This window comes from Variovorax monticola, from assembly GCF_051216855.1.
In the GTDB taxonomy this organism is placed as follows: domain Bacteria; phylum Pseudomonadota; class Gammaproteobacteria; order Burkholderiales; family Burkholderiaceae_C; genus Variovorax.
The window spans coordinates 989,824-1,016,067 of the sequence record NZ_JBPJZP010000001.1 but is presented as its reverse complement, the minus strand read 5'-3'; the positions used below and the strand labels follow the sequence as shown (position 1 = coordinate 1,016,067).

General features: G+C 63.9%; 25 protein-coding genes. 8 read left to right on the top strand and 17 right to left on the bottom strand.

What is annotated here, in order from left to right:
- Positions 1-5 precede the first annotated feature (5 nt).
- Complete coding sequence (locus tag ACSFA5_RS04580) at positions 6-728, top strand: ABC transporter ATP-binding protein (RefSeq protein ID WP_435442828.1); 723 nt, start codon at positions 6-8, stop codon at positions 726-728.
- Positions 729-908: 180 nt separating this feature from the next.
- On the opposite strand, the gene ACSFA5_RS04575 is transcribed toward ACSFA5_RS04580, so the two are convergent.
- Positions 909-1,181, bottom strand: a complete 273-nt coding sequence (locus tag ACSFA5_RS04575) for a hypothetical protein (protein ID WP_435442827.1) — start codon at positions 1,179-1,181, stop codon at positions 909-911.
- Between the two features lie 141 nt (positions 1,182-1,322).
- Here ACSFA5_RS04575 and ACSFA5_RS04570 point away from each other — a divergent pair, with 141 nt between their 5' ends.
- Positions 1,323-2,123: a Crp/Fnr family transcriptional regulator gene (locus tag ACSFA5_RS04570; RefSeq protein ID WP_435442826.1), complete on the top strand. Its 801-nt coding sequence runs from the start codon at positions 1,323-1,325 to the stop codon at positions 2,121-2,123.
- Here the strand turns inward: ACSFA5_RS04570 and ACSFA5_RS04565 are convergent.
- The 5 genes from ACSFA5_RS04565 to ACSFA5_RS04545 all read right to left on the bottom strand — a co-directional run bounded on the left by ACSFA5_RS04565 (position 2,052) and on the right by ACSFA5_RS04545 (position 9,542).
- Positions 2,052-2,669 (bottom strand): hypothetical protein, encoded by a 618-nt coding sequence (locus ACSFA5_RS04565; RefSeq protein WP_435442825.1) that lies wholly within the window; start codon positions 2,667-2,669, stop codon positions 2,052-2,054. The genes ACSFA5_RS04570 and ACSFA5_RS04565 overlap by 72 nt on opposite strands.
- Before the next feature lie 35 nt (positions 2,670-2,704).
- Positions 2,705-5,389 (bottom strand): chemotaxis protein CheB, encoded by a 2,685-nt coding sequence (locus tag ACSFA5_RS04560; RefSeq protein WP_435442824.1) that lies wholly within the window; start codon positions 5,387-5,389, stop codon positions 2,705-2,707.
- A 220-nt stretch (positions 5,390-5,609) separates the two neighbouring features.
- Complete coding sequence (locus ACSFA5_RS04555) at positions 5,610-6,602, bottom strand: Bug family tripartite tricarboxylate transporter substrate binding protein (RefSeq protein WP_435442823.1); 993 nt, start codon at positions 6,600-6,602, stop codon at positions 5,610-5,612.
- A gap of 128 nt (positions 6,603-6,730) precedes the next feature.
- The gene (locus tag ACSFA5_RS04550; protein ID WP_435442822.1) at positions 6,731-8,074 is read right to left on the bottom strand and encodes an MFS transporter; all 1,344 of its coding nucleotides are present in this window, start codon (positions 8,072-8,074) and stop codon (positions 6,731-6,733) included.
- 58 nt (positions 8,075-8,132) lie between these two features.
- Positions 8,133-9,542, bottom strand: coding sequence for an MmgE/PrpD family protein (locus ACSFA5_RS04545; protein WP_435442821.1), 1,410 nt, complete (start codon positions 9,540-9,542; stop codon positions 8,133-8,135).
- 32 nt (positions 9,543-9,574) lie between these two features.
- Between ACSFA5_RS04545 and ACSFA5_RS04540 the strand changes: the two genes are divergently transcribed.
- The gene (locus tag ACSFA5_RS04540) at positions 9,575-9,742 is read left to right on the top strand and encodes a hypothetical protein (protein WP_435442820.1); all 168 of its coding nucleotides are present in this window, start codon (positions 9,575-9,577) and stop codon (positions 9,740-9,742) included.
- A gap of 18 nt (positions 9,743-9,760) precedes the next feature.
- Here ACSFA5_RS04540 and ACSFA5_RS04535 read toward each other — a convergent pair whose 3' ends face one another.
- The 4 genes from ACSFA5_RS04535 to ACSFA5_RS04520 are packed head-to-tail and all read right to left on the bottom strand — an operon-like array spanning position 9,761 to position 13,865.
- Entirely contained in the window at positions 9,761-10,084 is a 324-nt protein-coding gene (locus ACSFA5_RS04535; RefSeq protein WP_435442819.1) for a DUF4387 domain-containing protein, read from the bottom strand.
- A complete protein-coding gene (locus tag ACSFA5_RS04530; RefSeq protein ID WP_435442818.1) occupies positions 10,081-11,454 on the bottom strand; it encodes an acyclic terpene utilization AtuA family protein in 1,374 nt (457 codons plus the stop codon). Before ACSFA5_RS04530 ends, ACSFA5_RS04535 begins: the two co-directional genes overlap by 4 nt.
- A complete protein-coding gene (locus ACSFA5_RS04525; protein ID WP_435442817.1) occupies positions 11,451-12,851 on the bottom strand; it encodes an LLM class flavin-dependent oxidoreductase in 1,401 nt (466 codons plus the stop codon). Before ACSFA5_RS04525 ends, ACSFA5_RS04530 begins: the two co-directional genes overlap by 4 nt.
- Positions 12,852-12,884: 33 nt before the next feature.
- Positions 12,885-13,865: a Bug family tripartite tricarboxylate transporter substrate binding protein gene (locus ACSFA5_RS04520; protein WP_435442816.1), complete on the bottom strand. Its 981-nt coding sequence runs from the start codon at positions 13,863-13,865 to the stop codon at positions 12,885-12,887.
- Positions 13,866-13,997: 132 nt separating this feature from the next.
- Here ACSFA5_RS04520 and ACSFA5_RS04515 point away from each other — a divergent pair, with 132 nt between their 5' ends.
- The 4 genes from ACSFA5_RS04515 (at position 13,998) to ACSFA5_RS04500 (ending at position 18,120) form a co-directional block, all read left to right on the top strand.
- Positions 13,998-14,942, top strand: coding sequence for a LysR family transcriptional regulator (locus ACSFA5_RS04515; protein ID WP_435442815.1), 945 nt, complete (start codon positions 13,998-14,000; stop codon positions 14,940-14,942).
- A gap of 126 nt (positions 14,943-15,068) precedes the next feature.
- Positions 15,069-16,169 carry a flavin reductase gene (locus tag ACSFA5_RS04510; protein ID WP_435442814.1) on the top strand — a complete coding sequence of 367 codons (1,101 nt, stop codon included), beginning with the start codon at positions 15,069-15,071 and terminating at the stop codon, positions 16,167-16,169.
- Complete coding sequence (gene ribB / locus ACSFA5_RS04505; RefSeq protein WP_435442813.1) at positions 16,166-16,888, top strand: 3,4-dihydroxy-2-butanone-4-phosphate synthase; 723 nt, start codon at positions 16,166-16,168, stop codon at positions 16,886-16,888. Before ACSFA5_RS04510 ends, ribB begins: the two co-directional genes overlap by 4 nt.
- Positions 16,885-18,120, top strand: a complete 1,236-nt coding sequence (locus ACSFA5_RS04500) for a 2-methylaconitate cis-trans isomerase PrpF family protein (protein WP_435442812.1) — start codon at positions 16,885-16,887, stop codon at positions 18,118-18,120. The genes ribB and ACSFA5_RS04500 overlap by 4 nt, the downstream gene beginning before the upstream one ends.
- A gap of 215 nt (positions 18,121-18,335) precedes the next feature.
- On the opposite strand, the gene ACSFA5_RS04495 is transcribed toward ACSFA5_RS04500, so the two are convergent.
- From ACSFA5_RS04495 to ACSFA5_RS04485, 3 genes are all read right to left on the bottom strand, one after another.
- Positions 18,336-19,823, bottom strand: coding sequence for a glycosyltransferase family 39 protein (locus ACSFA5_RS04495; protein WP_435442811.1), 1,488 nt, complete (start codon positions 19,821-19,823; stop codon positions 18,336-18,338).
- A 313-nt stretch (positions 19,824-20,136) separates the two neighbouring features.
- Entirely contained in the window at positions 20,137-20,922 is a 786-nt protein-coding gene (locus ACSFA5_RS04490; RefSeq protein WP_435442810.1) for a COG4705 family protein, read from the bottom strand.
- Entirely contained in the window at positions 20,909-21,769 is an 861-nt protein-coding gene (locus ACSFA5_RS04485; protein WP_435442809.1) for a hypothetical protein, read from the bottom strand. Before ACSFA5_RS04485 ends, ACSFA5_RS04490 begins: the two co-directional genes overlap by 14 nt.
- A gap of 140 nt (positions 21,770-21,909) precedes the next feature.
- On the opposite strand from ACSFA5_RS04485, the gene ACSFA5_RS04480 reads away from it, so the two are divergent.
- Positions 21,910-22,560: a DedA family protein gene (locus ACSFA5_RS04480; RefSeq protein WP_435442808.1), complete on the top strand. Its 651-nt coding sequence runs from the start codon at positions 21,910-21,912 to the stop codon at positions 22,558-22,560.
- Positions 22,561-22,568: 8 nt separating this feature from the next.
- On the opposite strand, the gene ACSFA5_RS04475 is transcribed toward ACSFA5_RS04480, so the two are convergent.
- The 4 genes from ACSFA5_RS04475 to ACSFA5_RS04460 form a co-directional block, all read right to left on the bottom strand.
- Positions 22,569-23,945 carry a sensor histidine kinase gene (locus tag ACSFA5_RS04475; RefSeq protein ID WP_435442807.1) on the bottom strand — a complete coding sequence of 459 codons (1,377 nt, stop codon included), beginning with the start codon at positions 23,943-23,945 and terminating at the stop codon, positions 22,569-22,571.
- Between the two features lie 2 nt (positions 23,946-23,947).
- Positions 23,948-24,604: a response regulator gene (locus tag ACSFA5_RS04470; RefSeq protein ID WP_435442806.1), complete on the bottom strand. Its 657-nt coding sequence runs from the start codon at positions 24,602-24,604 to the stop codon at positions 23,948-23,950.
- 16 nt (positions 24,605-24,620) lie between these two features.
- Positions 24,621-25,211 (bottom strand): undecaprenyl-diphosphatase, encoded by a 591-nt coding sequence (locus ACSFA5_RS04465; protein WP_435442805.1) that lies wholly within the window; start codon positions 25,209-25,211, stop codon positions 24,621-24,623.
- A 146-nt stretch (positions 25,212-25,357) separates the two neighbouring features.
- Positions 25,358-26,008: a TetR/AcrR family transcriptional regulator gene (locus ACSFA5_RS04460; protein WP_435442804.1), complete on the bottom strand. Its 651-nt coding sequence runs from the start codon at positions 26,006-26,008 to the stop codon at positions 25,358-25,360.
- Between the last annotated feature and the right edge of the window lie 236 nt (positions 26,009-26,244).

The window sequence follows — 26,244 nt, the reverse complement described above, 5'->3', positions numbered from 1 at the left end:
CCATCATGCTGAGCATTCAGAATCTTTTTGCGGGCTACGGCAAGGTGCAGGTGCTGCACGGCATCTCGATCGAGGTGCCCAAGGGCATGGTCGTGACGCTCATCGGCTCCAACGGCGCCGGCAAGACCACCACCATGCGGGCCGTGTCCGGAATGATCGCGCCCACCGCGGGCGAGATCACGCTCAACGGCAAGCGCATCGACGGCCTGGAGTCGTACCACATCGCCAAGCTGGGCCTGGCGCATTCGCCCGAGGGCCGGCGCGTGTTCGCGACCATGACCGTCACCGACAACCTCACGCTGGGCGCCTTTCCGCGCCTGACCGGCAGCCGCCCGCGCGGCGACGTGGCGGGCGACCTGGAGCGCGCGCTCGAACTCTTTCCGCGCCTGAAGGAGCGCCGCATGCAGCTGGCCGGCACGCTGTCGGGCGGCGAGCAGCAGATGCTCGCCATGGCGCGTGCCGTGATGCTGAACCCCGAGGTGGTGCTGCTCGACGAACCTTCGATGGGCCTGGCGCCGATCCTGGTGGCCGAGGTGTTCCGCATCATCGAGCGGCTCAAGAGCGAGGGCGTGACGATGCTGCTGGTGGAACAGTTCGCCGCCGCCGCGCTCGGCGTGGCGGACTACGGTTATGTGCTGGAGAACGGGCGCATCTCGCTGCACGGGCCGGCGGCCAAGCTGCGCAGCGACCCGGCTGTCAAGGCCGCCTACCTGGGCGGCGGGCATTAGCCCACCGCCAGCCCGACGGCGATGCGCAGCTTTTCGGCCAGCGCATGCATCAGGTCAGCCCGGCAGGCCTGCCGTCTGAATGCGGAAGAGATTCGGTTTCATGAGGATGAACAACTGACCTGGCAACGGTGGCTCACCCAGCACTCTCGACGTACGCTCGTGCAAGCAGTGGCCTTCACCTCATCTGTCGGGCGCGCGGAAGCCAAAATCTTCGGATGCTTCGCGCTGAGCTGGGCTCGACGCACGTGCAGCCCGCATTTCATTGCTTCCTGCCGACGCACGCGCCTGGTTGTCGATGTCCTCGCAAAGAGTGGCGGACAGCGTGGGCAAAAGACCTTCATTCAAGCGTTTCGCGACCACCCATGCCATTGCATCGAACATGACAGGATCCATGGTTCGTCCGTCGAGGTAACGGCACACCAGCTGCCGGGCGGCTATCGTAGAGTCGGCCATCGGTCCTCCTTTGCTTCAGGAGAATCAAGCTATCGGTTCAAAGCGGGCTTCACCGTTCGGTAGCGCACATAGCGCGAGCGAATGCAGGCACCCGATTGTTCAACGCGGATAGAGCGAGCAAGACACAGCCAGCGCAACCTCATGACTCAAAAAAGCGGTTCTCACTTGAATGCCTTGATCGAATCGCTCCCCGGCATCGAAATGAAACGTTGGACCCCGCTGCTCGAACCGGTGGCGCTCCCACTCGGAATGGTCTTACACGAGTCGGGAAGCGTAATGAACCACATGTACTTTCCGACCACGGCCATCGTTTCGCTGCTTTACGTCACTGAAAGCGGTTCGTCCGCCGAACTTGCAGTCGTCGGGAACGAAGGGCTCGTCGGGATTGCGTTGTTCATGGGCGGCGATACGACGTCTCATCGCGCGGTCGTGCAAAGCGCCGGCCACGGCTATCGACTGCCGGCGGCGGAAATCAAGTCCGAGTTCAGCGGCTCAATGCCCGTCATGCACCTGCTCCTGCGCTACACCCAGGCCTTGATCACGCAGATGGCACAAACCGCCATCTGCAATCGCTATCACTCGCTCGATCAGCAGCTGTGCCGGTGGCTGCTGATGAGCCTCGATAGATCGAGCGGACCTCAGTTGACGACGACGCAGGAACTGATCTCCAACATGCTGGGCGTTCGCCGCGAGAGCGTGACGGAGAGCGCATTGAAGCTGCAGCACGCCGGCGTTATCCGCTACGCGCGAGGCCAGATCACGGTCATCGACCGGGCGGCACTGGAGCAACGGTGCTGCGAGTGCTACAACGTCGTGAAGCGGGAGTACGAGCGGCTGCTCCCGAAGGCCACGGCCGTCCAAAGCAGCAGGTCAGCCGCTTGCAGGATCGGGCTTGGGGACGTCTTCGATGGTCATCAGCGCGACAAGATATCCGCCTCCTGAGGGAGCCCGGCCAATTTCAGCGCAGACCGTTTTCACGAGATTGCAAGCATGGCGGCACTTGAGCGTGCCAGATGCGTGGCCTCCCAGGTTTGCTTTGGCTATCAAGCCTTGCAGCGTACCCAAGGCGTCGGCGGCAAAAAATGTGGCGATGACAACCCCATACACCTCGTCGCGCTCGAGCCCCAGCATGCTGGCACCCCTCAGGTTCGCTTCGCGAATCACGAGGTGGCCGTCCAAGGAAAAGCAGCCGACCGGTTGAAACTCGTAGAGCTCGATCTGCCGCCGCAACGCTATTTCCAGCTCGGCACGCGACTCTCTCAATTCTTCGGCCTGCAGGTCCAGCTCGACCTGATGAACTTGCAGTTCATGAAGCAAGGCCAGCGCGTCGGGCGCCGTGTCGGGCGATGACGCCAACGCGTGGAGCACGGCCAGTGCGTTGGTGGCCCTGGCCGCCGAACTCTTCCCGCCATCGACGCCGGTCAGCTGGCTCGCCGCTCGAAACCGAAGATCAGTGGGTGTTGTCGTTTCGAGCACGTGGTCGGGCATACAGGCTTTCTGCGGGGGCTGGATATTGCTTCACTCTACGCCTGACGAAGGCGGGACTCGAGTTGTTTTGCGGCCGTGATGTCAACGAAGGTGATCACCACGCCCTGGATCACGTTGGTCAGTGTGCGGTACGGCATGATGCGCACGGTGTACCAACGCTCGTCGGTGGTCGCGATCTGCTTCTCGCTGAAGACCAGCGTGCGCATCGTTTCCTTCACATCGGCGTGAAGCTCCGGGTAGATCAACGTACTCGCCAACTCGCTCAAGGGGCGGCCGATATCGCCTTCGCGCAGGTGGAACACGCGGGCGATCTGCTCGGTGAAGCGCCGCACGTTGAAGTTGTTGTCGAGGAACAGCGTGGCAATGTCGGTGCTGTTCAGCAAATTCTGCATGTCGCTCTGCGCCAGCGCCAGGTCGTCGAGCTTGGACTGCAGCTCCCCATTGATCGTTTGCAGTTCCTCGTTCATTGACTGCGCCTCTTCCTTGGAGGTCGTCAGTTCCTCGTTGGCCGACTGCAGTTCTTCGTTCGTCGATTGCAGCTCTTCGTTGGCTGCCTGCAGTTCCTCATGGGACGACCGCATCTGCTCGTGCAGCGCCCGGATCTCTTCGCGCGCGCGAACCAGTTCGCCGTCCACGTCCGCGTTCACGGCACCTGCCGATCTAGTGCGCTTGCTGCGTGAGCCTGGCTGCAGGGCCGCGTGACGGAAGACGATCATCGCCATGCCGTCGAGCGACTTGGGCTCGAGCACCGCCTGCACGGTGATGTCGACGCTGATCGCCGGTTCGTCATCGAGCCTCAGTCCGCGCAGTTCGACCGAGGTCTTGTCCTGCAGGGCCGTCCTCAGCGCAATCGCCAGTTGCGTGCGAATGGATGGCCGCGCCATCACATGGATGTTCCAGTTCGCCTTGCCCGCCGCGGGCTCCAGATAGCGGCCGGTGCGCCCGCTGACGTAGACGATGTCACCGCCCTCATTGACCAGCACCGCGGGCGGCGCAACCGTCTGCAGGATCAGTTGATCTGCTACGGACTGGAAGTTGGCCGGAGAAGAATTCAATGCGGGCAAGGTAGGCTCCTGCGTGGCCAATCGCGAGGCGGGGCGTCGGTTGGTCGGAAAGACCACGGCATCGACAGCACTGGCATTGTCGCCGCGCCAGAAGAGCCTCGACTTCGGGGCCAGTGGAATGAACAGCGCCTGGGCCCGACCGACGGTCTCCGAATTGCCAAGCAACAAGGCGCCACCGGGGCGCAGGCTGTAGTGAAACAGTGGCACCAGGCGCCGCTGCAGCACCGCGCTGAAATAGATCATCAGGTTCCGGCACGACAGGATGTCCAGGTGCGTGAATGGCGGATCGATGATCACGTCGTGGCGAGCGAACAGCACCATGTCGCGGATGCGTTTGTCGATCAGGTAGCCGTCGGGCCGCTCGGTGAAAAACCTTGCCAGCCGGTCGGGCGTCAGGTCCTGCGCAATCGCCGGGGCAAAGCGACCGCTGCGCGCCGTTGCGATCGCATCCGCGTTCAGGTCGGTCGCAAAGATCTGCAGCGTGCGATCAGCGTGCTGAGGCATCGACTCGATGGCTTCCGCGAAGGCGATGGCCAGCGAATAGGCTTCCTCCCCGGTCGAGCACCCGGCAACCCAGGCGCGAAGCGGCCCACCGGCGGCCGCACGGCGCGCGAGCACAACCGGCAAGACCTGGTCGCTGAGTTCCTGCCAGATCTCCGGGTCGCGAAAAAAGGTGGTGACGCCGATCAGCATCTCCTTGAACAGCAGGTCCAGTTCCTGCGAGTTTCCATGCAGGTAGGCGGCATAGGCCGCCATCGTGTCCATGGAGTGAACGGCCATGCGGCGGCCGATGCGGCGCACGAGCGTGTTGGGTTTGTAGTCCGCCAAATCGTGCCGGGTGCGCTCGTGCAATAGTTCGAGAATGCGGGCCAGGGCCCCCGCATGATTGCCCGCTTCGGGCGGTTCCGACTCACTCGCGACCTGCGCGCCCGAGATGCCCAGAATACGCGCCGGCATTTCGCCCGGCAGCGCGACGATGTCCACGCACCCCGATGCGATCGCGTTCTTGGGCATGGCATCGAACTGGGCTGAATCGGGTTGCTGCGCCAGGGTCATGCCGCCTTGTGTCTTGATGGTTTGCAGCCCCAGCGTGCCGTCCGACCCCATGCCTGAAAGGACCACACCGATGGCCCGATCGCCGAACTCTCGCGCCAGCGAACTGAACAGCACGTCGATCGGCAGGCGCCTTCCGCGCAATTGCGATGGTTTCGCCAGATGCAGCGTGCCGCCGACGATCGTGAGTTCCGTGTTGGGGGGAATCACGTAGACGGTGTCGGGCTCGATCCGCTGCGCTTGCGTCACTTCATGCACCGGCATCGCGGTAACCCGCTGCAGCAGCCCGCCCAGCAACGCCTTGTGCGTCGGATCCATGTGCTGGACGACCACATAGGCAAGGCCGCTCGAAGCAGGGATGCCGGCAATGAACTGTTCCAGTGGTTCCAGTCCGCCCGCAGATGCACCCAGCCCGACGATGCGGGTCCCTTGGGCTGTTCGAATTCCAAAAACAGGTACTGAAGTGTCGGCCATTGCCTGGTATGCGTGCGGGTCTAACCGGCCGAAGGATGGCGCATCGTGGCGCAGCTCTGAAGTCGCGTCGACTCTCAGGCAAGCAAATTCGTCGGCACCCGGTTGCATTATGAGGTTGTCGTCGCTCAAGCAATGCCGAGAGACGTGGTGCCACTTGCGGGCCACCTCGAGGGTGGGATTGCCGCGGAAAGTGGCGCACGGCGGCACGTTTTATCTGAAAGTCCGAGCCTGCGGCGTGCGCGCTTGCGTGCGCCATCGTACAGATCAGATTAACCCACGCCATGCATCATGAAGCCTCTGAATGGACTGTCCGCGGTCGAGAAAACGGAATGCTCCGACAAAAAGTCGGTCAATCCAGTTGCGCGCCTGACGCCTTCACTGCAGGGCCCCAGCGCTTCAGTTCCTGGCGAACGAGTTGATCGAAGCTTGCGGCCGTCCCGCCGTTGACAACCGAGCCGACGCTTTCATAGTGCTTCAGCACTTGAGCGTTCTTCAGTGCGCGGTTCACAGCGGCGTTCAGTTGATCGACCACTGCGGGAGACATGCCGGCTGGCCCCACCAGCCCGGCCCAGGTCAAAGCCTGAAAGTTGGGGACACCCTGCTCGGCGACGGTAGGGACCTTGGGAAAACGCGGAGAGCGCTCGGCGCCGCTGGTTGCAAGTGCCTTGACCTTGCCAGCACTGAGCAGCGGTGCGATGGAACTGGCCGCATCGAATCCGGCCTGCACGCGACCACCGATGAGGTCCGTGATGAGCGCGCCCGAGCCTTTGTACGGGATATGCGCGGCATCGAGTCCGGTTTCGCTCTTCAGCATTTCCATCGCGATATGCCCGGTCGTGCCGCTTCCGCTCGAACCGTACGAAACCTTGCCAGGGTTCGCCTTCGCATGGTCAATGAATTCACGAAGCGTGTTGAAGGGCGAATCGGCCGCAGTCACCAGGAACATGGGACTGGTATTGATCAGGATGATCGGCGTGAAGTCCTTCGATGAGTCGTAAGGAATATTGCGAAACAGAAACGGATTGATGGCCAGTGGGGCCGTCGAGGTGAGGAGCAACGTGTATCCGTCAGGCGCTGACTTTTTGACGAAGTCATGCGCAATGATCCCTGAGGCGCCCGGCTTGTTGTCGACTATCACAGATTGCCCCATCTCCTCGCTGAGCCTTGCCGCAACGATCCGCCCGCCCACGTCAGAAGACTGTCCAGCGGGAAAGCCGACGACCAAGCGAATGGGGCGGCTGGGAAACCGCTCCTGGGTGTGGCCGATCCGAGCCACGGTGGTCAGAACCGCAGCGCTCGCCATAGTTTTTGAAAACTGTCTCCTGTGCATGTTTTTCTCCAAGCGCGTGTGTGAAATGAAAATCCAAAGAGAGGAATGATTCGGCCGTTGCCAAAGCTGGCGCATTCAGTCGCAGGAACAATCGCGCGGCTTGGGGCCGAGCACGAGAGCGACATCGGGCGCGGCTGGATTCAATGCGCGGACACGAATTCGCCCTCCAATGAGCGCCGAGTCGTCTCAATGCCAAAAATCGCCAGAACGATTGCCTGTGCAATGCCCAATGCCATCACGGTGAAGATCACGCCGTTGACGCCATCGAACGCATACAGGACGGCGACCGCCTGCGGGGCAAAAATGGACGCGGCTCGACCCGAAACACTGGCGATGCCAGCACCACGCAGTCGCACTTGCGTCGGAAAGATCTCGGGAACGTAGGTCGAGAACCCCATGGTCGAGCCGAAATAGCTGACGGTCATGAACGCGACGCCGACCGCCGTCGTCGCGGTGAGGCTGCCCGCATTGGCATAGGCCCAGCCAAGCACCACCGAACCGATCGATGCCAGCACAATCCATTTCTTGCGACTCCATGTGTCCGTGACTTGCGCCGCCAGCAGGACACCCAGCAGGCTTCCGCACGACATGAGTGCGGTGTGGCCCAAGGACGAAGACATGGACAGCCCCTGCTTGACCAGGAAGGTGGGCAGCCAGATGATGAAGCCGTACAGCGAGGCGAGCGCCACCACATTCAGGGTCACTGCGACGAGTGTCGAACGAAGCAGGGGCGGCCGGAACAAGTCCACGAATCGAAAGCTGGAAGGAATCGCATCGGGCACGGGAACGGGGTCGGCCAACGGTCGCCCGGTTTCTTGTCTGACCTCGGCCTCGATCGCATCGAGGATCTCATTCGCTTCGGCTCCACGTCCAACCGACTCCAGCCAACGCGGCGACTCGGGCATCTTCTGGCGCATTGCCCAGACCATCAGGCCGCCCGCACCCGCGATGCCGAACATCCAGCGCCATCCCAGGGTCGGAATCACGAAGTAGCTGACCACATTCGACACGAGAAGCGCCGACGTCGCCAGGAAGAAGAGCACAGCCCCCCATTTGCCGCGCTTGGCGGGCGGAACGAATTCCGAGATGGTGGCGTAGCCGACGACGATCTCGGCCCCAAGGCCGATGCCCATCACGAACCTGAAGAGAATCAGCCACTCCATGCTGGGTGAGAACGCGGCGGCGACCGAAGTGATGCCGAACAGGATCAGATTGAACTGGAATGTGAATTTCCGTCCAAACCGGTCGCCCAGCCAGCCGGCCATGAACGCGCCGATCAAAGTGCCGAGTGCTCCCGCCGACGCAAAGTTGGCATTGCCCGCCATCGTCGACCATCCCGTCGAAGTGAGCGCGACCATGACGCCGCTCGCAAGGTAGAGGTCGAATGCGTCGAAGAAAAGTCCTGCGCCGATCATGAGCGCCATCCGACGATGGAATCTTGATTCGGGCAGGCGGTCAAGCCGCTGCGCTGCGGTGTAGGCCATGTTGTTTTTGTCTCTTTTTTCAATCGGCATCAGGCGACGACCGCCTCGGCGGGAAGGCTCAGATCACGCAGAGCGCCATGATTTCGTCAAGCGAAGACGCGGCTTCCAGGTTCAACACCTTGTTGATCAGTTCCTCGGCGGCGCGCGGTGTTATTGCGCGCGTGGCATTGGTCATGAACTTCGCCTTGAGTGCAGCGGTCGACAGTGGCACGTCGGCCGTTCCGAGACTTGCGGGTTTGCGGCAACGCACAACGCGTCCATTCTTGAGGTGAACAATTACCTCTCCAGGAAAGTGCACCGGGAAATCGCTGGCCGGGTCGTCAACGCAGAAGGTTTTCTCGGCGATTTCAAGAACGTCAGGCGAGTCGAGCGGTTCATCATGGAAAGCCGCAATATCCACTCGACCTCTTGCCAACGCGAGTGCAACCACATACTGAACGCTGAAGAGGGCGCGATAGGGGATGGAAGGCTTGATGCAGGCTTCACGCGGCAGTGCCACCATCTTGTGCAAATCGGCTGTCAACGGGCATTCGATGCGCTCGATCTCGTCCAATTCAAACTGACCGCGCAGTTCCAGCGCTGCGTCCACAAACGCGTGAATGAAGTGGCAGACCGGATACGGCTTGAGCGCGATGCCGAGCGTTTGCCAGTCTTGTTGCGGCTCGCCCAAGCCGAAACTCGGCAGTTTGTCGCCTTCAGGGATGCGCTGGATATGCGTGGCGTAAAAGCCGCCCTTGGCGGCCTCGAACACAGTGTTCGGGCCAAGAAAACCGGCGCGGCCAAGAGCCACCGCCGCGAGCGCGCTGTGCGCAGACCAGCCCGGGTGCAAGCGCTTGAGCCAGGAGGTGCCACCAATCAAGATGCCCGAGGCTTGGCTGCCGCACAGACCCAGCGACGAAACCAGCGACTTGTGATCGACCTTGTAAAGGCGTCCCGCCGCAGCTGCTGCCGCAAACGTGCCGCACAGAGCAGTCGGATGAAAGCCGCGGTTATGAAAGTCTGGCGCGCCGACCGTCGCAAGCCGGCAACCGATCTCCAATGCTGCGATAAAGGCAAGCAGGACCTCCTCGCCAGTCGATTTGTTGGCCTGTCCTGCCGCGACCGAAGCCGCCATGGCCTGCGCACTTGCATGGTAGATGGCCCCGATGTGTGTGTCGTCGAAGTCCAGCGCGTGGGCGAGCACGCCGTTCACCAGGGCGGCGGACGCAGCGGGCAGCCGTGCGCCACTGCCGATGGCCATCGCGTCATCGCCACGCCCCAACTCCTGCGCGCCCCGCAGCACGGATTGACCAATGTCGAATTTGGAGGACGCCAGCGCGATGCCGATGACATCGAGAAAATGCTCTTTGGCCAGCGTCATCACATCGACCGGGACATCCTCAAGTTTCAGGTTCAGCGCAAACTGCGCGATCTTTTCGGATTCGGTTTGCGCGAGCGCATTGACTTCGGTTTGACTGTTTGCGTTCATGGTTTTTTAAACTCCGCGTAGATGTTGATCAGGTGAAAACGGTTTCACTCGACCTGGAGACCGGCATCCTGGCCGAGGCGCGTCCAGTGGTCGCAGTCGCGGACCATCTGCTTGTTGAAGTCCGCCGTCGAGTTGCCTACACCGATGCGATCGGCAAAAAGCCGCTGACCGCGAGTGCGAAAGCGGCACAAGTGCGGTGAAAGTGCGGCGCGTTCATGTCACCTGGATCCCGTTGGGATCTCGATCGTCATGAGGGGCGCGTGCTGTTGCGCGCCGAAGGTGTCGCGCTCGTTGATGCTGCCCTGTGCCCAGTTGCGCCGCAGCGTGAACTTGAAGGCCTGGGCGGGCTTGAAGAACAGCAGCGCGACAATGTCCTCCCGTTTCACGCCGTACAGTTTGCACACCAACGCGTGATTCAGTACGCCGCTTTCCTGGACGAGCTGGTAGGTCGAAGCATCCTTGAACATCACGTCGAAGGTGATCTCGAAGGGGCCGGAGTTCTTGCTGCGGATGACCTGGGCCAGGTCTTTCAGTTGAGTCATGCCACCTCCTCGATGCGGTATGGAAACAGTTCAAGCGGCGATTCGACTTCCATCAGGTGATACAGCGAAAAGCGGCACACGGGTCCAATCGGGTTTTCCATCGGATTGAGCGGCAGCGCGAAATTGCCCGCGGTCGCCATCTGGCCCGGGTAGGGCATGTGCAGCACGCCGATGCGCGCATTGCTGCAGATCGCGGTAGCCAGATCCTGCGTCGGTGCCGTCACCTCACCCAAGATACCGACTTCCAGCGGCACAAAATCCTTCTCCGGCTCGAGCGCGCCCATCACACCGTTCTTGCCGTAGACATGAAAGTTGACCTGCGCCTCGCCCGAACGCAACTCGGGATAGACGGCGTTCAAACGTTTTTTCAGTGCTTCAAGAAAAGTGTCGATCTGGCCGATCAGGATCGGGTCGCGGACCCCGCCCATGAAGATCGTGCGTTGCCCGGCGATGGCGGCACCCTCGAGCTTGACCAGGTACTTGGGTGTGGGACGAAACACGCTGCCGCTGACGCGCACCGTTCGCTCGTTCAACGGCACGTACTGCGCGCCGTTCAGGTCCAGCACGCCGCCGGGGCCGGACAGCAGATCCGGCCGCGTTTTCTCGTACAGCGTGTGCGCGGCAACGGACAGAGGCGTGCAGCGCTCGTTCGGGCTCATGGGTTCGAGGTCGAAGCTGTCCTGTCGGATCGTGGCCAGGATCACCTTGCCCTTGGGCTCGGCGCAGTTGGCACCGCACTCCATGATCTTGCCCATGTGCCAGAAGATGCCGGGGTCTTCGATGCCGTGCAGCATGCAGAAGGCGGCGTAGGGCGCGGGGTCGTATGCGCGCCCCGCCACGACCACGTTCACGTCGGGATGTTCTCGCAAGACCGCCAGGATCGGCTCGGCCCCCATCTGCGCGACGATGTGTTCCGAACTCTCGATGTCGTGGCTGGTGGCAGGCGGTGCGGAGGCACAGGACGTGACGCGACCGGCATTGAAGCGTGCGTGCACCAGTTCGGGCTCGACGTCGGCATAGATCGCAGCGACCTTGAGTTTGTAACCCTTGTCCTTGGCGATACGACGAATGATGTCGATCGTCTCGTCGACGTGCTTGCCAATGCCCGGTCCTCCGGCGGAACCCAGCAGCAGAGGAATCTTGTTCTTGTCGCAACCGGCAAGGATCAGGCGAAGATCGCGCTCCAGCGCGCTTTGCGCAACGATCATCTTGCCGAGTCCCAGCAGATACGGGCCGGGGTCGGTCGAGCCCGCATCCACCACCACGGCGTCGGCGCCTGCGTCGATGCCGCGCCAGAAGTCGGCTTCGGGAATTCCGTAACCGAGCATGCCCACGGGCGTGAGGATCTTGATCTCAGCCTTCTTGGTCATGCTGCTTTTTCCTTCTGCGCCAACAGAGCGTCCTGCGCGCGACGCCAGTCACGAGGTTGAGGACGTTTCAGTCCCAGGTTTTCGCGCAGCGTGTCACCGCTGTACTCCTTGCGGAAAAGGTTGCGGCGTTGCAGTTCCGGCACGACCAGGCGCACGAAGTCTTCGTAGCTTCCTGGCGTGTGCAGGGCTTGGATCACGAAGCCGTCGCAAGCACCGTTGAACCACTCTTCCATTTGATCGGCAACCTGGGCCGGCGTGCCGACGAAGTTCGGACCTTCTGCGACGGTGCCGCGGCCCGAGGCTTCCACGAAATCCTTGACGGAAGGGTTCTTCTTGCCACTCTTGGCAACCACCTTGTCGCGCAAGCCGTGCCAAGAGAGCGAAGCCAGCTCTTCGTCGGAAAACGGCTTTTCGTAGGGGCGAGCGGCGAAATCGACATTGAGGACTTCGCACAGCAGAGCCAGGCCGTCGAAGGGGCGCGCCGTCGAGGTGGCCAACGCCAGCTTGTCCTGCGCATGAGCTTCGGACTCGCCGACCACGAACTTGACCGCGGGTGCGACCTTGACCTGCGCCGGGTCACGACCCGCTTCGGCAATCGCGTTCTTGAAATACGCGTATTGCTTCTTGCCCACTTCGAGGTTGGGATAGGCAGCAAAGACGAGTTCTGCCCAACGTGCGGCAAACGCCATGCCGCGACCGCTCGAGCCGGCCTGAAGGATCACCGGATTGCCTTGGCGCGAACGCGGCACAGGAAGCGGACCCTTCGATTTGAAGAATTTGCCGGAGTGATCAAGCCGGTGCACCTTGTCCGGATCGGCGAAACGGTCGTTCGCCTTGTCCAGGATCAGCGCGTCGTCCTCCCAACTGTCCCAATGGCCTTGAACGACTTCCATGAACTCGTCCGCGCGGTCATAGCGCAGATCGTGCTCCAGGTGCTCGTCGCGGCCGAAGTTTGCGGCTTCCGAATCGTTGAGCGAAGTCACGACGTTCCACGCCACGCGACCCTTGGTCATCAAGTCCAGCGTCGCGAACAGGCGCGCCACGTGGAAAGGCTCGTAGTAGGTGGTGGAGTAGGTGGCGCCCAGTCCGAGCCTGGTCGTTGCGGCGGCCATGGCCATCAGAATGGTTGACGGGTCCATCTTCACGCAGCGAACGCCATGGGCAACCGTCTCGCGGTGATCGTCGCCGTAGATGTCGGGCATTGCCAGGCGGTCGTCGAAGAACGCCATGTCGAACTTGCCGTCTTCCAGCGTACGGGCAATGCGCTGGTAGTACTCCGGTGTCATGAAGTCGCTCATGCTCGCGGGATGGCGCCACGAGCCGACATAGTTGGTGCAGTTCTGTGCCTGCATAAAGGCAATCAGACTCATCTGCCGAGAGGGCGAGGTGTTTTTCATGGAAGTTGTCCTTGTCGGGTGGATGGGATGTGTTCAGTCGACGCGCGCGCCAGAGGCGACCACGGCTTTGCCCCAGAGCGCATGCTGTTGCGCCAGGTAGCTTTGGAGCTGCGAGGGCGACCCGCCAAGCGCGTAGCTGCCTGTCGAGACGAACTGCTCGAGCACGGCCGGATTCTTGAGCGCGGTGTCGACCGCGGCGTTCAGCCGTTGCACGACGGCTGCGGGGGTGCCTTTGGGCGCAAGAATGGCGGACCACGGCATGGCCTCGAAGCCGGTCAGACCCTGCTCAGCCAGCGTGGGCACGCTGGGTGCGGTCTGGAAGCGCTTGAGGGTGGCGATTCCCAGCATCTTGATGCGGCCGCCTCTGACCATCGGGAGCACAGCGCCTGCGGTGTCGAATGCAACGTTGACTTGCCCGCCGATCACGTCGGTGATCATCGGTGGCGAGCCCTTGTAGGGCACGTGCAGCAGGTCGATGCCGGCTTCTTTCTTGAGCATTTCCATCGCGATGTGGCCGGTAGTGCCATTGCCGCTCGAGCCATAGCTCACCTTCCCGGGGCGCGACTTGGCCAGCGCGATCAGCTGCTTGAGGTCGTTGACAGGCGAATCCGCGGACGTGAAAAGCACCAGCGGCGACGCCGAGACGGATGCCACGGGCTCGAAGTCCTTGATCGGGTCATAAGGCAGCTTCTGGTAGAGCCACGGGTTGATCGCGAGCGTTCCGGTCGAGCCCATCAGCAGCGTGTAGCCGTCGGGCGAAGCGTTCTTGACCGCCTCGTGCGAAATGATGCCCGCCGCACCGGGCCGGTTGTCGACGTAGACCGCTTGCTTGAGCGTCTCGGACATGCTCTGCGCCACGCGGCGTGCGCTCGTGTCGGTACTCTGGCCTGCAGGGAATCCGACGATGAGCTTGATGGCGCGGTCTGGATAGTCGCCGGCGAACGCGGTGCCGTCGAATGTGGCCAGCGACGAGGCCGCCAGCGCGGAGAGGCAGAAGTTTCTGCGATCGATCATGGTTTTGTCTCCAACTTTTGTTGTCGCCCCGTCTTGCAGGGCATGCAGCAATTGTTGAGGTCACCAGCCTCTCGAACAAATCGAGAACCACGATACACTTATAAATTATCTCGATAAATCGGGTCGATCTGCATGCCATCTTCTTCCCCCGCCGCAACCTTGCAGGCACTCACGGTGATCGGGCTGGAGCTGATCGAGCTGGAGACCTTCGTGGTCGTGGCGAGCGCCCGCAGCTTCAGCGCGGCGGCGCAGCAGTTGCACGTCACGCAGCCCACCGTGACCGGGCGCATCAACCGGCTCGAAGCCTCGCTGGGCGCGCAGTTGCTGCGCCGCACGACGCGCAAGGTGGAGACCACGGAAGCGGGCGAATCGCTGTTGCGCGAGGCCGTCAAGACGCTCGATGGCCTCGCGCGATTGGTGGACGGATTTCGCAAGAAAGCACGCAACGCGCGCCAACGTGTGGTGGTGGCGGCCACGCCGACCATCGCCGCGCTTCGCCTGCCGCCCATCATTCAAGCGTATGCGGAGCGTTATCCGGATGTCGAGGTCGAGTTGCTCGATTTGCAGTACGCGAGCGTGCTGGCCGCCATCGACGACGGCCATGCCGACGTTGCAGTGCTGGCACTTGAAGGCAGTGACAGGCGCTACCGTTTTGTCCCGCTCTGGCAAGACGACATGCTGCTCGTCGCGCCCCAAGGCCATGCGCTCGCCCAGCGCAAGAGCGTGGGCCCCGAGGACCTGGCGTCGATTGCGCTCATGGTGGTCGACCAGTACCAGGGCGTGCGCGCGCGCATCGCCGACGCGCTTCAGGAACGGGGGCTGAAGCTGCCCCCGTCGAAGGTTGTCGGCAATCTCAACACGTTGCTCGGCATGCTGGACGCGGGCATGGGCGTGACGCTGCTACCGAGGTCTGTGTCCAACCGCGGCAGTGTGGCCAAGCATGCGCATATCGAGATCGAGGGCGTTGACATGACGAGGCGTTTCGGTGTCGTGACCGCTCGCACGGCTCAGCTCAGTCCGGCCACTCAGAGTTTCATCCGGTTCGTCAGGCAAGCGGACATCCACCCCAGCAACTGACTCGCGGCGCGCCTGCTGGCCTCGATTCATCGAGCCAAATTATCAATTCATCGCAACTCTCGAATTGTTGAGTGCGACCGCGGTTTCTAGACTCCAGCGCATTGAAATGCACTTGGAGACAAACACATGGAAGCGATCGCATCATTCGAAGCTCGCCAACTGCGCGACGTTCTAGGCACCTTCGTTACCGGCGTGACCGTGGTCACGACGCGCGACGCATCCGGTGTCGCACACGGGGTTACCGCGAACTCCTTCAGCTCTGTATCGCTAGACCCGCCGCTGGTCCTGTGGAGCCAGTCCTTGTCGTCCAGGAGCTACGAGGCGTTTCATGACAGCGATCATTTCGCGGTCAACATCCTTGCTGACGATCAGATCGACTTGTCGAACCATTTTGCAAAGTCGCGCGACGACAAGTTCAGCGGTATGGCGCACGCCAGCGGCGTGGGCGGCGTTCCGGTGCTCGACGGCGCGGCAGCGCATCTTGAATGCGTGAAGGTCGCCGAATACCCCGGAGGCGACCACGTCGTATACATCGGTCGCGTAGAGCGCATTTCGCAATCGGGCCAACGTCCCCTTGCTTTCGGCAACGGAAAATACCTGGTGGCCTATGCCCACGACCTCGGACCCACCGCATTGCGGCTGGGAACGTCCAAGCCGGCGGATCTTCGAGCAATCCGCCTTGCCATCGATGAAATGCCCCGCATCGCTGCTGCGCTCGGAGACCACACGGTGTGCCTCTCGGTGTGGGGCAACCACGGACCGACGGCCATTCACTGGGAGCCGTCGCGCCAACCGGTCAGCGACCAATTGCGCCCCGGCCTCGTGATGAGCATCACGCGGTCCGCGACAGGCCGTGCATTCGCCGCATTCCTGCCGGATGCGATGACCCAGCATTTGGTTGAGGAGGACCTGCGCGTCTCGACCGCCACACGGGAGACCATTGCCGAGCGGCGCGCGGGATTCGATGTCGTCATGGGTCTGGTGCGCCAACGGGGCATTGCCCACGCTGTCGGCGCAACGCCTTCGCCGATTCACCAGATTGCCGTCAATGCCTTCAGCGCGCCGGTCCTGGATGCCGAGGGCCAGATGATCATGGCGCTTTCCGTGACCTCGTGCGCAACCCGACTGGGCATTGAATGGGATGGCGAGGTGCCGCGCGGCCTTGCCGCTGCCGCAGGGCGCATCTCCAAAAAACTTGCAGGCAGCATGACCGAGGTGACGGCATGAACGCGCAGGGCGTCGAGCCGGGCGCAGACAACCTGCGCGAATTTTCGCCAGAGCGCGGGTTGGCGCCGGGCGGCGTGGTCTTCGACGAGGTCGACACTGCCGTGCGGGCTGTTTCCCGCGGCGAGTTCGTGCTGGTCGTCGACGACGAGCATCGCGAGAACGAGGGCGATCTCATCATCGCTGCCGATGCCGTCACCCCTGCGCATCTCGCATTCATGGTGCGCCACACCAGCGGCATCGTCTGCGTGGCCCTGCCGGCGGACGTGCTTGATTGCCTGGCGCTGCCATTGATGGTTCGCGACAACGAGGAGTCGCATCAGACTGCATTCACCGTGAGCGTCGATTGCAGGCGCGGCACCACCACCGGCGTATCCGCAGCCGACAGAGCGCGCACCTTGAACGCGTTGGCCGACGCGTCGTCGACTGCATCGGATTTCGCTCGGCCCGGCCATGTCTTTCCATTGCGCAGCCGCCCTGGCGGCGTGCTGGTGCGCCCCGGGCACACCGAGGCGGCGTCCGACCTGGTGGAGCTTGCCGGCCGTTCCCCAGGTGGCGTGCTGTGCGAACTGGTGAACGAGGACGGCAGCATGGCGAGGCGGCCTGATCTCCTGCGATTCGCATCAACGCACGGCATCCCGATCATCTCAATTGCACAACTGATCGACCACAGAAAGCAGATGCGCAAGGGCCTGGAGCGCGTCGGCGAGGGCCGGCCATGAGCGAGCATCAGAGTGAAACGGAAGCGAGCATCGACGAAGAACAGATCTCGATTCCCTGCGTGCTGATGCGCGGCGGCACCAGCAAGGCGCTCTTCTTTCACGAACGCGACGTGCCGCCCGCGGGCCCCGCGCGCGACCGGCTGCTCAAGCGCGCGATGGGCACGCCCGACGTGCTGCAGATCGACGGCATGGGCGGCTCGCGGCTCGTGACCTCGAAGGTCGCCATCGTCCAGCGCTCCGCGCGCGAGGATGCCGACGTCGACTACACCTTCGCGCAGGTCGACGTGGAGCGCGACGGCGTCGGCTACGACGCCAACTGCAGCAACATCTCCTCGGCCGTCGCGCCCTTCGCCATCGACGAAGGGCTGGTCGAGGCCGTCGAGCCGGTCACCACCGTGCGCATCCACAACACCAACACCGGCAAGCTGCTGGTGTCGAAAGTGCAGGTGAAGAACGGCAAGGCCCGCGTGCACGGCGACTGCGCCATTCCCGGCGTGCCGGGCACAGGCGCGGAGATCCTCATGGACTACGCGGGCACCGTGGGCGCCAAGACCGGCCGGCTGCTGCCCACGGGCCAGGCGGTGGACACGGTGACGCTGGAGGACGGCCGCCGCATCGAGGTCTCGCTGTGCGACACGGCCAACCCCTGCGTGTTCATCGCGGCGCAATCGCTCGGCTTGCACGGCAGCGAGCTGCCCGACGCCATCAGCGCCGACCGCGCGCTCATCGAGACGCTGGGCGAGATCCAGTCGAAGATGGGCGAACGCATCGGCCTCTACGCCGACTGGCGCGAGGTGCACCTGCCCGGCCTGCCGCTGGCGGTGATCGTCGCGCCGCCGGCCGACTACGTGGACGTGAATGGCCGCACGCAGGCGGCCGCCGCCATGGACCTGCGGGCGCGCCTCGTGTTTCTCGGCAAGTGCCACGACAGCATGGCCGGCACCGGGTCGCTGTGCACGGCCGCCGCCTCGCGCGTGACCGGCTCCACGGCGCACCAGGTTGTCGGCGCGGGGCGCGCGGCCACGGGCACGCTGCGCATCGGGCATCCGCTCGGCGTGATGGAAGTGAAGGTGGTGGCCGAAACATCCGACCACCCGGCGAACACCCGCTTCTCTGCACTGGGCCTCACACGCACGGCGCGTCGCCTCATGGCAGGCCAGCTGTACGTTCCCCTGCGGGACTGCCCTGCTGGATCTTGCTCGCCACAGACAAGCCGGATGAGGTCTCCCTGACGCCCCACGCCGGTCTTCTCGAAGATGTGGCGCAGGTGCGTGCGCACAGTGCTGATCGCAATCGACTGAAAGCATCATCTGTTCACTGGCGCCGATCGCGCTCGTCGACGACGCTCATGCTGGCGTTCGCATTGCTGGCAGTCGCTGGATGGCTCTGGGTGGGGTTCGTCGCTTGGGCGGGACGGTCAAACGAAACGCGGGATCGGCGCACTGCGTCAAGGCAAGGAGGTAGATGCGCTAGAGGAGGTCGGCAGGCAGCCCGACAGCCCGTGCGCACCCTCGGGTGGCAGGATGCCCCAGCGTGCACGCACGCTGCGCGCGTCGTCCTCGTCCGCCCAGGGCAGGCGCAGGCTGCCGGTGCAGCTGGCGGTGGCCAGCAGCGGCTCCAGCAGCGCTCCCTCTGAGCGGAACTCCGGCGTGTCGAGGATCAGCACCATGCCGCCTTCGCGTGCCAGCGCACCGGGGGCCAGCCAGGGCGAGGTGCGCGGGTCGCCGTCGATCAGCAACTGCACGGCCGGGTCCATGTGCAGGACCACCGCGCCGGCGAACCAGGTGTCGCCCACCATCAGCCGCAGGGGACGGTCGCCAGCGCGCTCGCGCCACACGGCATCGACGGCCTCGGCGATCTGTCGCGAGGGCAGGTTGGCACGCGTGATGTAGCCGTGCCTTGCGCTCCAGACACCGTCGACCCAAGCTTGACCGAACGAACCTGCGACATGCAACAGTGCCGCCGCGGCGAGCGTGACGGCCCAGCGGCGCCGGCCCCAGCGCTCCGCCTCGAGACCCGGCACCACCGCCACTGCCCACACCGCAGCCGGCAGGAAGAAGGTGCTGAGCCACGAGGCCACCAGGTGCGTCTGCAGCAGGGCCGACGCTGCCAGCACCAGGCACGCTGGCCCGAGGGTCGCCCAAGCGAGAAATTGCCGGTCGAAGCCATCCTGCGCCGCCGGTCGCACACCCGGGCTGCGCTCGCGGGTGAACCAGGCCACTGCGACGAACAGCAGCATCGGCGACAGCCGCGCGACCTGCACCAGCAGGATGCGAAGCGGCCGGGAGTGCACGTGCGCGGCCAGGCCCGAAGGATGCACCGAGTGCCGTGCGTAGCCGATGGTCTGGTTGCCATGATGCAACAGCCACACCAGGTGCGGCGCCATGAGCAGCAGTGCCACCGCGCCAGCGCGCAGCAGGTCGCGCCGCACGCGCGCATCGCGCCACGCTCCCTCGCGGACGATGAAGGCCGCGCCCACCGCGAACTGCACCACGGCGCTGTATTTGGTGAGCATCGACAGCGCGGCGAACACACCGAGCCATAGCCAGTCGAGGCGCCCCGTTGCCGGCGCGCGCAACACGCGCCACAGCATCCACCAGTAGCCTGCCATCGGCAGCAGCTGCACCGTGTTGTGGTTGAAGATGGTCGCGCGCTGCACGTGGTAGGTCACCAGCGTGCCGAGCAGCACGGCCAGCGCCGCCCGCGCGGGAGACATCATGCCCAGCGACCAGCGCCACAGGATGTAGAGAGCCCCTGCCCCGCAGCCCACTCCTGCGGCGTAGGTCAGCCAAGCCTGACGACCAGCCAGGGAGACCAGCAGGCCCATCAGCCAGCTCGGCAGCGGCGGATGCTTGTAGTAGCCCCATTCCAGGCTGCCGCCCCAGAAGAGCTCCTCGACGTTGTCCCACGGGGGTGTCTCGTAGAAGGTTGCCATGGGCAAGGTCCAGAGCACCACCAGCATGCCGAGTGCGGCAAGGACCGCGCAGTGCAGTGGGAAAGGTCGCGCGGTCGCCGGCAGGGCACGACCGGCGGGGGGATTCAGCCAAGAGTTCATCGCAGCCGTTTGTAGTACGACCGGCCTACCAGGGGCTGACTTGGCGTTCCGAATCCGCGACAAACATGGAGGCGTTCGCCGACGGTCCTCTGCCATTGCAAAACCGCGACGCGAAGCATGCGGCAAGTAACGCGTCGTGAGCTTCCGCAGGCACGCAACCTTCTGCCTCTGACCTGCGCCTCGGGTCCCGAGGTCAGTCTCGGCGCTGCTCGGCGCGCTGAGGAATCAGCAGAACGCAACCGAGTATGAAAGCGCCCAGCGCGGCCGAAGCCGTGTAGCGGCTCAACGCGAGACCGCCGCTGCTGAGCGGCTTGTCGAGCAGATCGCCCACGGTCGCGCCGAGCGGACGCGTGAGAATGAACGCAACCCAGAACAGGACCGTGTGCGACACCTTCGTCCACCTGTAGGCGGCTACCACGAGTGCGAGTCCCGCAGCAAAAAGGAGGGCGCCACCTTCGTAGCCCAGACCCAAGCCACCCTTGCTGTCGGCCATCCAGTCGCCGAGTGCCGTGCCCAGGGTCTGTGAAAAGAGGATGGTCGTCCAATAGAAAATCTCCGCCTTGCGCGACGAGATGTCCGACACGGAGACCGACCCCATCGCGCGGTGCCACAGGGCCAGGGTTGCGAGCAGCAACGTCAGCAGGATCGCCGTGCCTCCCAGGTAGCCGATGCCCAGCGACCGGTCGAGCAGATCGGCCAAGGTCGTTCCCACGGTGGTGGTTGCGATGATGACCGTCCAGAAGAGAAAGGGGTGGAACTTCCGGACGGAGATCTGCGCCGCCACGGCCACAACGAACAGCGTGGCGAAGATGGCGGTGCCGGTGAGATAGCCCAGACTCATCGACATGGTGACCGCGTCGCCACCGGTTTCGCCAAGCGTCGTCGCCGCAATCTTGATGACCCAGAACCAGAAGGTGACTTCTGCGATCTTGCCCACGCTGATGTGCCTTGGCGCTCCGGTGTCGTCAGTGATGCTCATCGGCGGCCTTGAGCGCGAGGTAGGTTCCGCGGTCGACTTCATGCAACTGCCGCGGATATTTTTCCGTCTCCGTGTACCAGGCATTCCTTCGCGATACGGCGTCCCTGGCGCCGATGTAAGCGTCTACCGCGAGGAAATAGCGCATTGCGTTGCGCTCGACCAGTCCATGCGTTCCTCCGATGTACTCGGGTTGGCCTTCTGGCTTTTGCCCAATCTCAGTGAAGCCGACCTTCGAGCGGCCGAAGGTGGCCAGGTAGGCCTCCATGGCGGTGCGAGTAAGGACGTTCTCGTCATACGCGTACGAGAAATGCAGAAAGCTGTGGGTTGCATCGGCAGGCACGGCCTCGAAGGCGATCTGGTAGTTGCCGGTGCCCAGCGGTCCGGCCTGCGCACCGAGTCCCACCTCCAGGTGCTGTGGGGTCGCGTCGACCACATGGAAATCGAAGGCCAGGCGAAAGGCACTGTCGACCGGCCGGTCGTACTTGCGCACCACGCTCAGCGCGACGACAGGGCTCCCGCCGTTCTTCGACACTGCGCAGTCTCGATTGTTGATATGCAGCAGCATGGCCTGGCACCAGGCTTCGGGCGTACGCAGGGCCGAACTGATCGCCGAGACCGGATGATCGACGATGGCGTACACGTCGCCCTTGAATCCGTTCGTCGTCTCGCTCGCGTTCAGTATCAGGGGGCGTTTGAAAGTCGACCTGTCCAGCAAACCGTGCAACAGGAGGAGCTTGCCGCTCAGTTCTTCGGCGCCTGATGCCTGCACGGCAGATGCGCAAAACGCCATGACGACGGCAACAGTGGCACCGGCCACGCGGCGTTGGAGTGAGTGCAGCAGGAACATGTTGCGCTCCAGTGTGAGATGCAGCGACTTAAGAAACACTTAATGGCCTGCAGCCCCCGGGGCTTCGCACCTTAAGCAGCGGTTAAGTCGCCCTCGCCTAGGCTCGCTGGCACCTCTCTTTGCTGTCACCGCGGGTCTCCATGGACATCATCAGCCTCGTCATCGATTTCGGACTCCACATCGACAAGCACCTCGAGGCATTCGTTGCTGCGTATGGACTGTGGGTCTATGCGCTGGTCTTCGTGATCGTCTTTGCCGAGACCGGCCTGGTCGTGACGCCCTTCTTGCCGGGCGATTCATTGCTCTTCATCGTCGGTGCGCTGTGCGGCATCGGGCTCATGTCCTGCGCAATCGCAGTACCGGTCCTGTTGGCGGCGGCCATTTCGGGCGACCAGTGCAACTTCGCGCTGGGGCGCTACTTCGGGCCGAAGGTGCTGCGGGGAGAAAGCTCGCGATGGTTCAATCGCAAGGCCTTCGACCGAGCGCACGCGTTCTATGGCCGCCATGGTGGCGTGACCATCGTTCTTGCCCGGTTCATGCCGTTCATCCGGACCTTCGTGCCATTCGTGGCCGGGGTCGCGCAGATGAGCCGGGGCAGGTTCAGTGCCTTCAATGTCATCGGGGGCATTCTGTGGGTGGTGACACTGTGCCTGGCCGGTTACTTCTTCGGCAACCTGCCGGTGGTGAAGGATCACCTCGAAGTGATCATCTGGGCCTTGATTCTGGTGCCGGGCCTTGTGGCTGCCGTGGGCGCATCCCGTTCGTCGGGCGCCCGGAAAGAGCTTCGCTGACGCGGTTGCTAATCGGATGGGGCGGCGCTGTTGTCGTGTCCGGTGGGCGCGCCGAACCACACCCGCACTTCAAGTCCGGTCTGCTGCGGACCTTCATGCAAGGACACCGTCGCGCCGTGGCGCTCAGCAATCGATTTGACGATAGCCAGTCCCAGGCCACTGCCGGCCGGATCGCCTTCGCGCACATGCGGGCCTGCACCGCGAAAGAAGCGATCGAATGCGCGGGATCGTTCCGCGAGCGGAATGCCGGGGCCGTTGTCGGTCACGCTCAGAACGGCGGCGCCGTTGACGATGGCCGAACTCACGTCGACCGTGCTGCCACCGGGCGAATAGTGCAGAGCGTTCTGCACCAGATTGTTCAGCAGCGCCCGCAGTTCGTGAGGGTTTGCCAGCACGGAGGTCTTCGACATGGCGACCGCGCCCAGATCGATCTTCAGGAGCGAGGCGGCCGCCGCATGTTCCGACACCGTGTCGCGAACCAGTTGATCGAGGTCGACCTCCTCCCGGTCAGGGTTCCCACCTCTGGGTTCGGCGCGCGAGAGCTGAAGCAGTTGCTCGACCATGCGCTGCAGCCGATCGATGCCCTCGCGTGCATCGCGAAACGCGGCCGCGCGACTCTGGGTGTCATGCGTGTGCTCCAGCAGACCGATCTGCAAGCGCAAGGCGGTGACGGGCGAGCGCAGCTCATGCGCCGCATCGGCGACGAACCGCTGCTGCAGAGCGAACGCGGCGCCCAGCCGGTCCATCAAGCCGTTGAATGCACGGACCAGCGGCTGCAGCTCGCGCGGCATTTCGGTGCCCGCGATCGGCTCCAGCGTGAGCGCGTTGCGTTGGGCGATCTGCGCAGTTGCCTCGTGCAGCGGATGCAATCCCCGGCGCAGCGCCAACACCAGCAAGCCTGCGATCATGAGCGCCAGCAGAAGCAACGGGAGCAGCAGCTTGGACGCAGCTTCCACCGCCATCTCCTGTCGGGCGGCAGTGCGCTGCGCGGCCAGCACCACGAAGTTGCCTTCGACGACGGTGCAGGTGCGCCATTCGACACCTTCGAGGGTCGCGCGGCGCGCTCCAGCCTCCGGATGAAACTGGAACGCGAGAGCGCCGTCCGGTACACCGACAGGTTGGCCGTCGCGCCGCCAGACGCGCGTGACCAGGTCCGACTGGTCCGGAGCGCGCGTGCGCGGTTGCGCGGCCTGGGCAATGGCCGGAAGGGCCTGCCCTTCGGCGTGGTAGCGCCCGACTGCTGCGGCCACTTCGCGCAGGTTTTCGTCCAGCACTTCGTTCATTTCGTCGAGCACGAAGACGTATGCCACGAGCACGAGCACGATCGAGCCGAACGCCAGGGCGCCGAGCGTCCATTGCAGCAGTCCGCGTCGCAGCGAGCGCAAGATCAGTCCGCGACGCGGTAGCCGACGCCGCGCACGTTGACGATGACGGCGGCGCCAAGCTTTTTGCGCAGGTAGTGCAGATGCACTTCGATCGCATTGCTGCCGATCTCTTCGCCCCAGCCGTACATCGACTCCTCCAGTTTCTCGCGCGAAAGCACCACGCCGGGCCGCTGCATCAGTGTTTCAAGCAGGGCGAACTCTCGCGCCGACAGCGCAACGGGTTGCCCGCCCTGGGTGACCGTCTTGCGCAGCGGGTCCAGCACCAGGTCGCCTGCGCTCAGCAACGAAGAGCCGCTTCCGGCGTGTCGGCGCAGCAGCGCACGCACGCGTGCCACCAACTCGTCCATGTCGAACGGCTTGACCAGGTAGTCGTCGGCACCGGCATTGAGCCCAGCGATACGTGCCGCGACGGCATCGCGCGCGGTCGCTATCAGCACCGGCAGGTGGTTGCCGCTTCGTCGCACACTGTCGAGCAGGGCCATGCCGTCCTTGACGGGCAGTCCGAGGTCCAGGATTGCCAGGTCGTACACGCCGTTGCGCAACGCCAGTTCGGCAGCCGCGCCATCGTGTGCCCAGTCAACGGCGAAGCCGGCGTTGAGCAGGCCCTGGCGAACGGCCTTGCCGATCATGGGATCGTCTTCGACGAGCAACAGACGCATGGATGGACCGGTGCCTTCATTCGCGATGCAGGAAGTGGAGCGCGGCGCTCTCGCAGGCATCGTAGCGCGTCAGCAGCGCGACCATCCATTTTTCGAGCCGGCCGCGCAGGCGCCACGCCGCGGCAGCACCGAGCATTGCCACCGGCAGCGCGGCGGCAATGTCGAAAGGAAAGTGCACGCCCAGGTAGACACGGGCCCAGCCGACCACGAGGCCGAGCGCCAGAAGCGGGAACACCAGCCACGATCCGCGTGCCGAAGCGAGCGTTGCGAACGCGGCCGTCCATATCAGCGTGACGTGGTCACTCGGCAGGCCCGGGTCGTCCACATGCGCCAGGAACTGATGACCCATGTGCAGTGCGAACGGCCGTGGGGACGGCCACGCCATGCCGAACAGTTGTGCCATGCCGAGGGCGAGCAGCACGGACAGCGCGATGTAGAGAAGGTCGAGCCGCGTGCGCTGGCCTCCGCGCAACCAGAGTACACCGCCGACGACAGGAAGAGTGAAGATCAGCCACTGGGCGCAAAGGCGCGCAAACGCCAGCGTCAGCGGTGCGGGCTGCGGGCCGGCGTTGATGAGTTCGAACAAGTGGGCGTTGCTGAGGATCATGCGACCCGTGATCTTCGGCGGTTGCTGCTTAAGTGCGACTTAAGCCGCTGTTTGTTCGCGTCCGGCGGCGGCGGCTGCGAATCTGCTGGCGGACCTGGCGCGGGGGTTTGCGGCCATGGTCCGAAAGGCCAGTTCGCCGCGCCCTTTCATCCTTCGCGCGAAGGCAGGCTCGCCACGTGCGTGCGAGAAAATTCCACCCCCTTGCGGCACATCGCAAGGTCGCATCCCAGGCTGCGCAGCCCCATGTGCACCGCCGCGTCGATGTAGCCCTCGGGTTCGACCACGCCGCGTCGCACGGCCTGGATGGTGCCGGCCGAAGCACCCTTCAGAAAGTCCGTCGCGGCCTCGACGTTTTCTACTTCGAACTGTCCGCGGTCGCGCCCCGTGACCAGGTCGGCGGACATGTATTTGTCGACCAGCGAGCCGTGCGGCCACACGTCCATGCGAATCAGGAACTCGGTGTGCTTGGGGTCCTGCAGCGAGCGCACGAGATACAGCCGGAAGCCGACGGAGAAGCGCTGCCATGGCTCTTTCAGGAAGTCGTAGACGGGCAGGATGTCGGTCATGAGCGCGTCGCTCATCGCGATGCCCGCGGCCACGACCGCGTCGTCCAGCGACTCGAAGTAGCGATAGAACGTGCCGCGCGAAATCCCCGCCTCGCGCGCCACATCCTCGATGCCCGGAATGGCGCTCACCCGTTCGGTGAACGTGCGTGCCGTCGCTTCGAGAATCCGGGCCCGCATGAGCGCGCGGCGTTTCTCGGCCACTTCGGGACGGTGATCGAAGGTGTCCGCCATCGGTGCTGCGCTCCTGCTTCTTTGTCGGATGAATCGGGGTCGCCGAATATAGGTGCGCTTGCGCCGCCGCACCATCGGCATGCACCCGAGCGGACACTCCGTCAGGATGACGGATCGTCATTTGCACATAGGGAAACAGATGTGGCCGGCATGCGGGCCCGGCGCTAGATTCGACTCGTCGATGCGCATCGATTTCACGAAGCCGGGCAAGGCATGGCGCCTTGCCCCGGGGTACA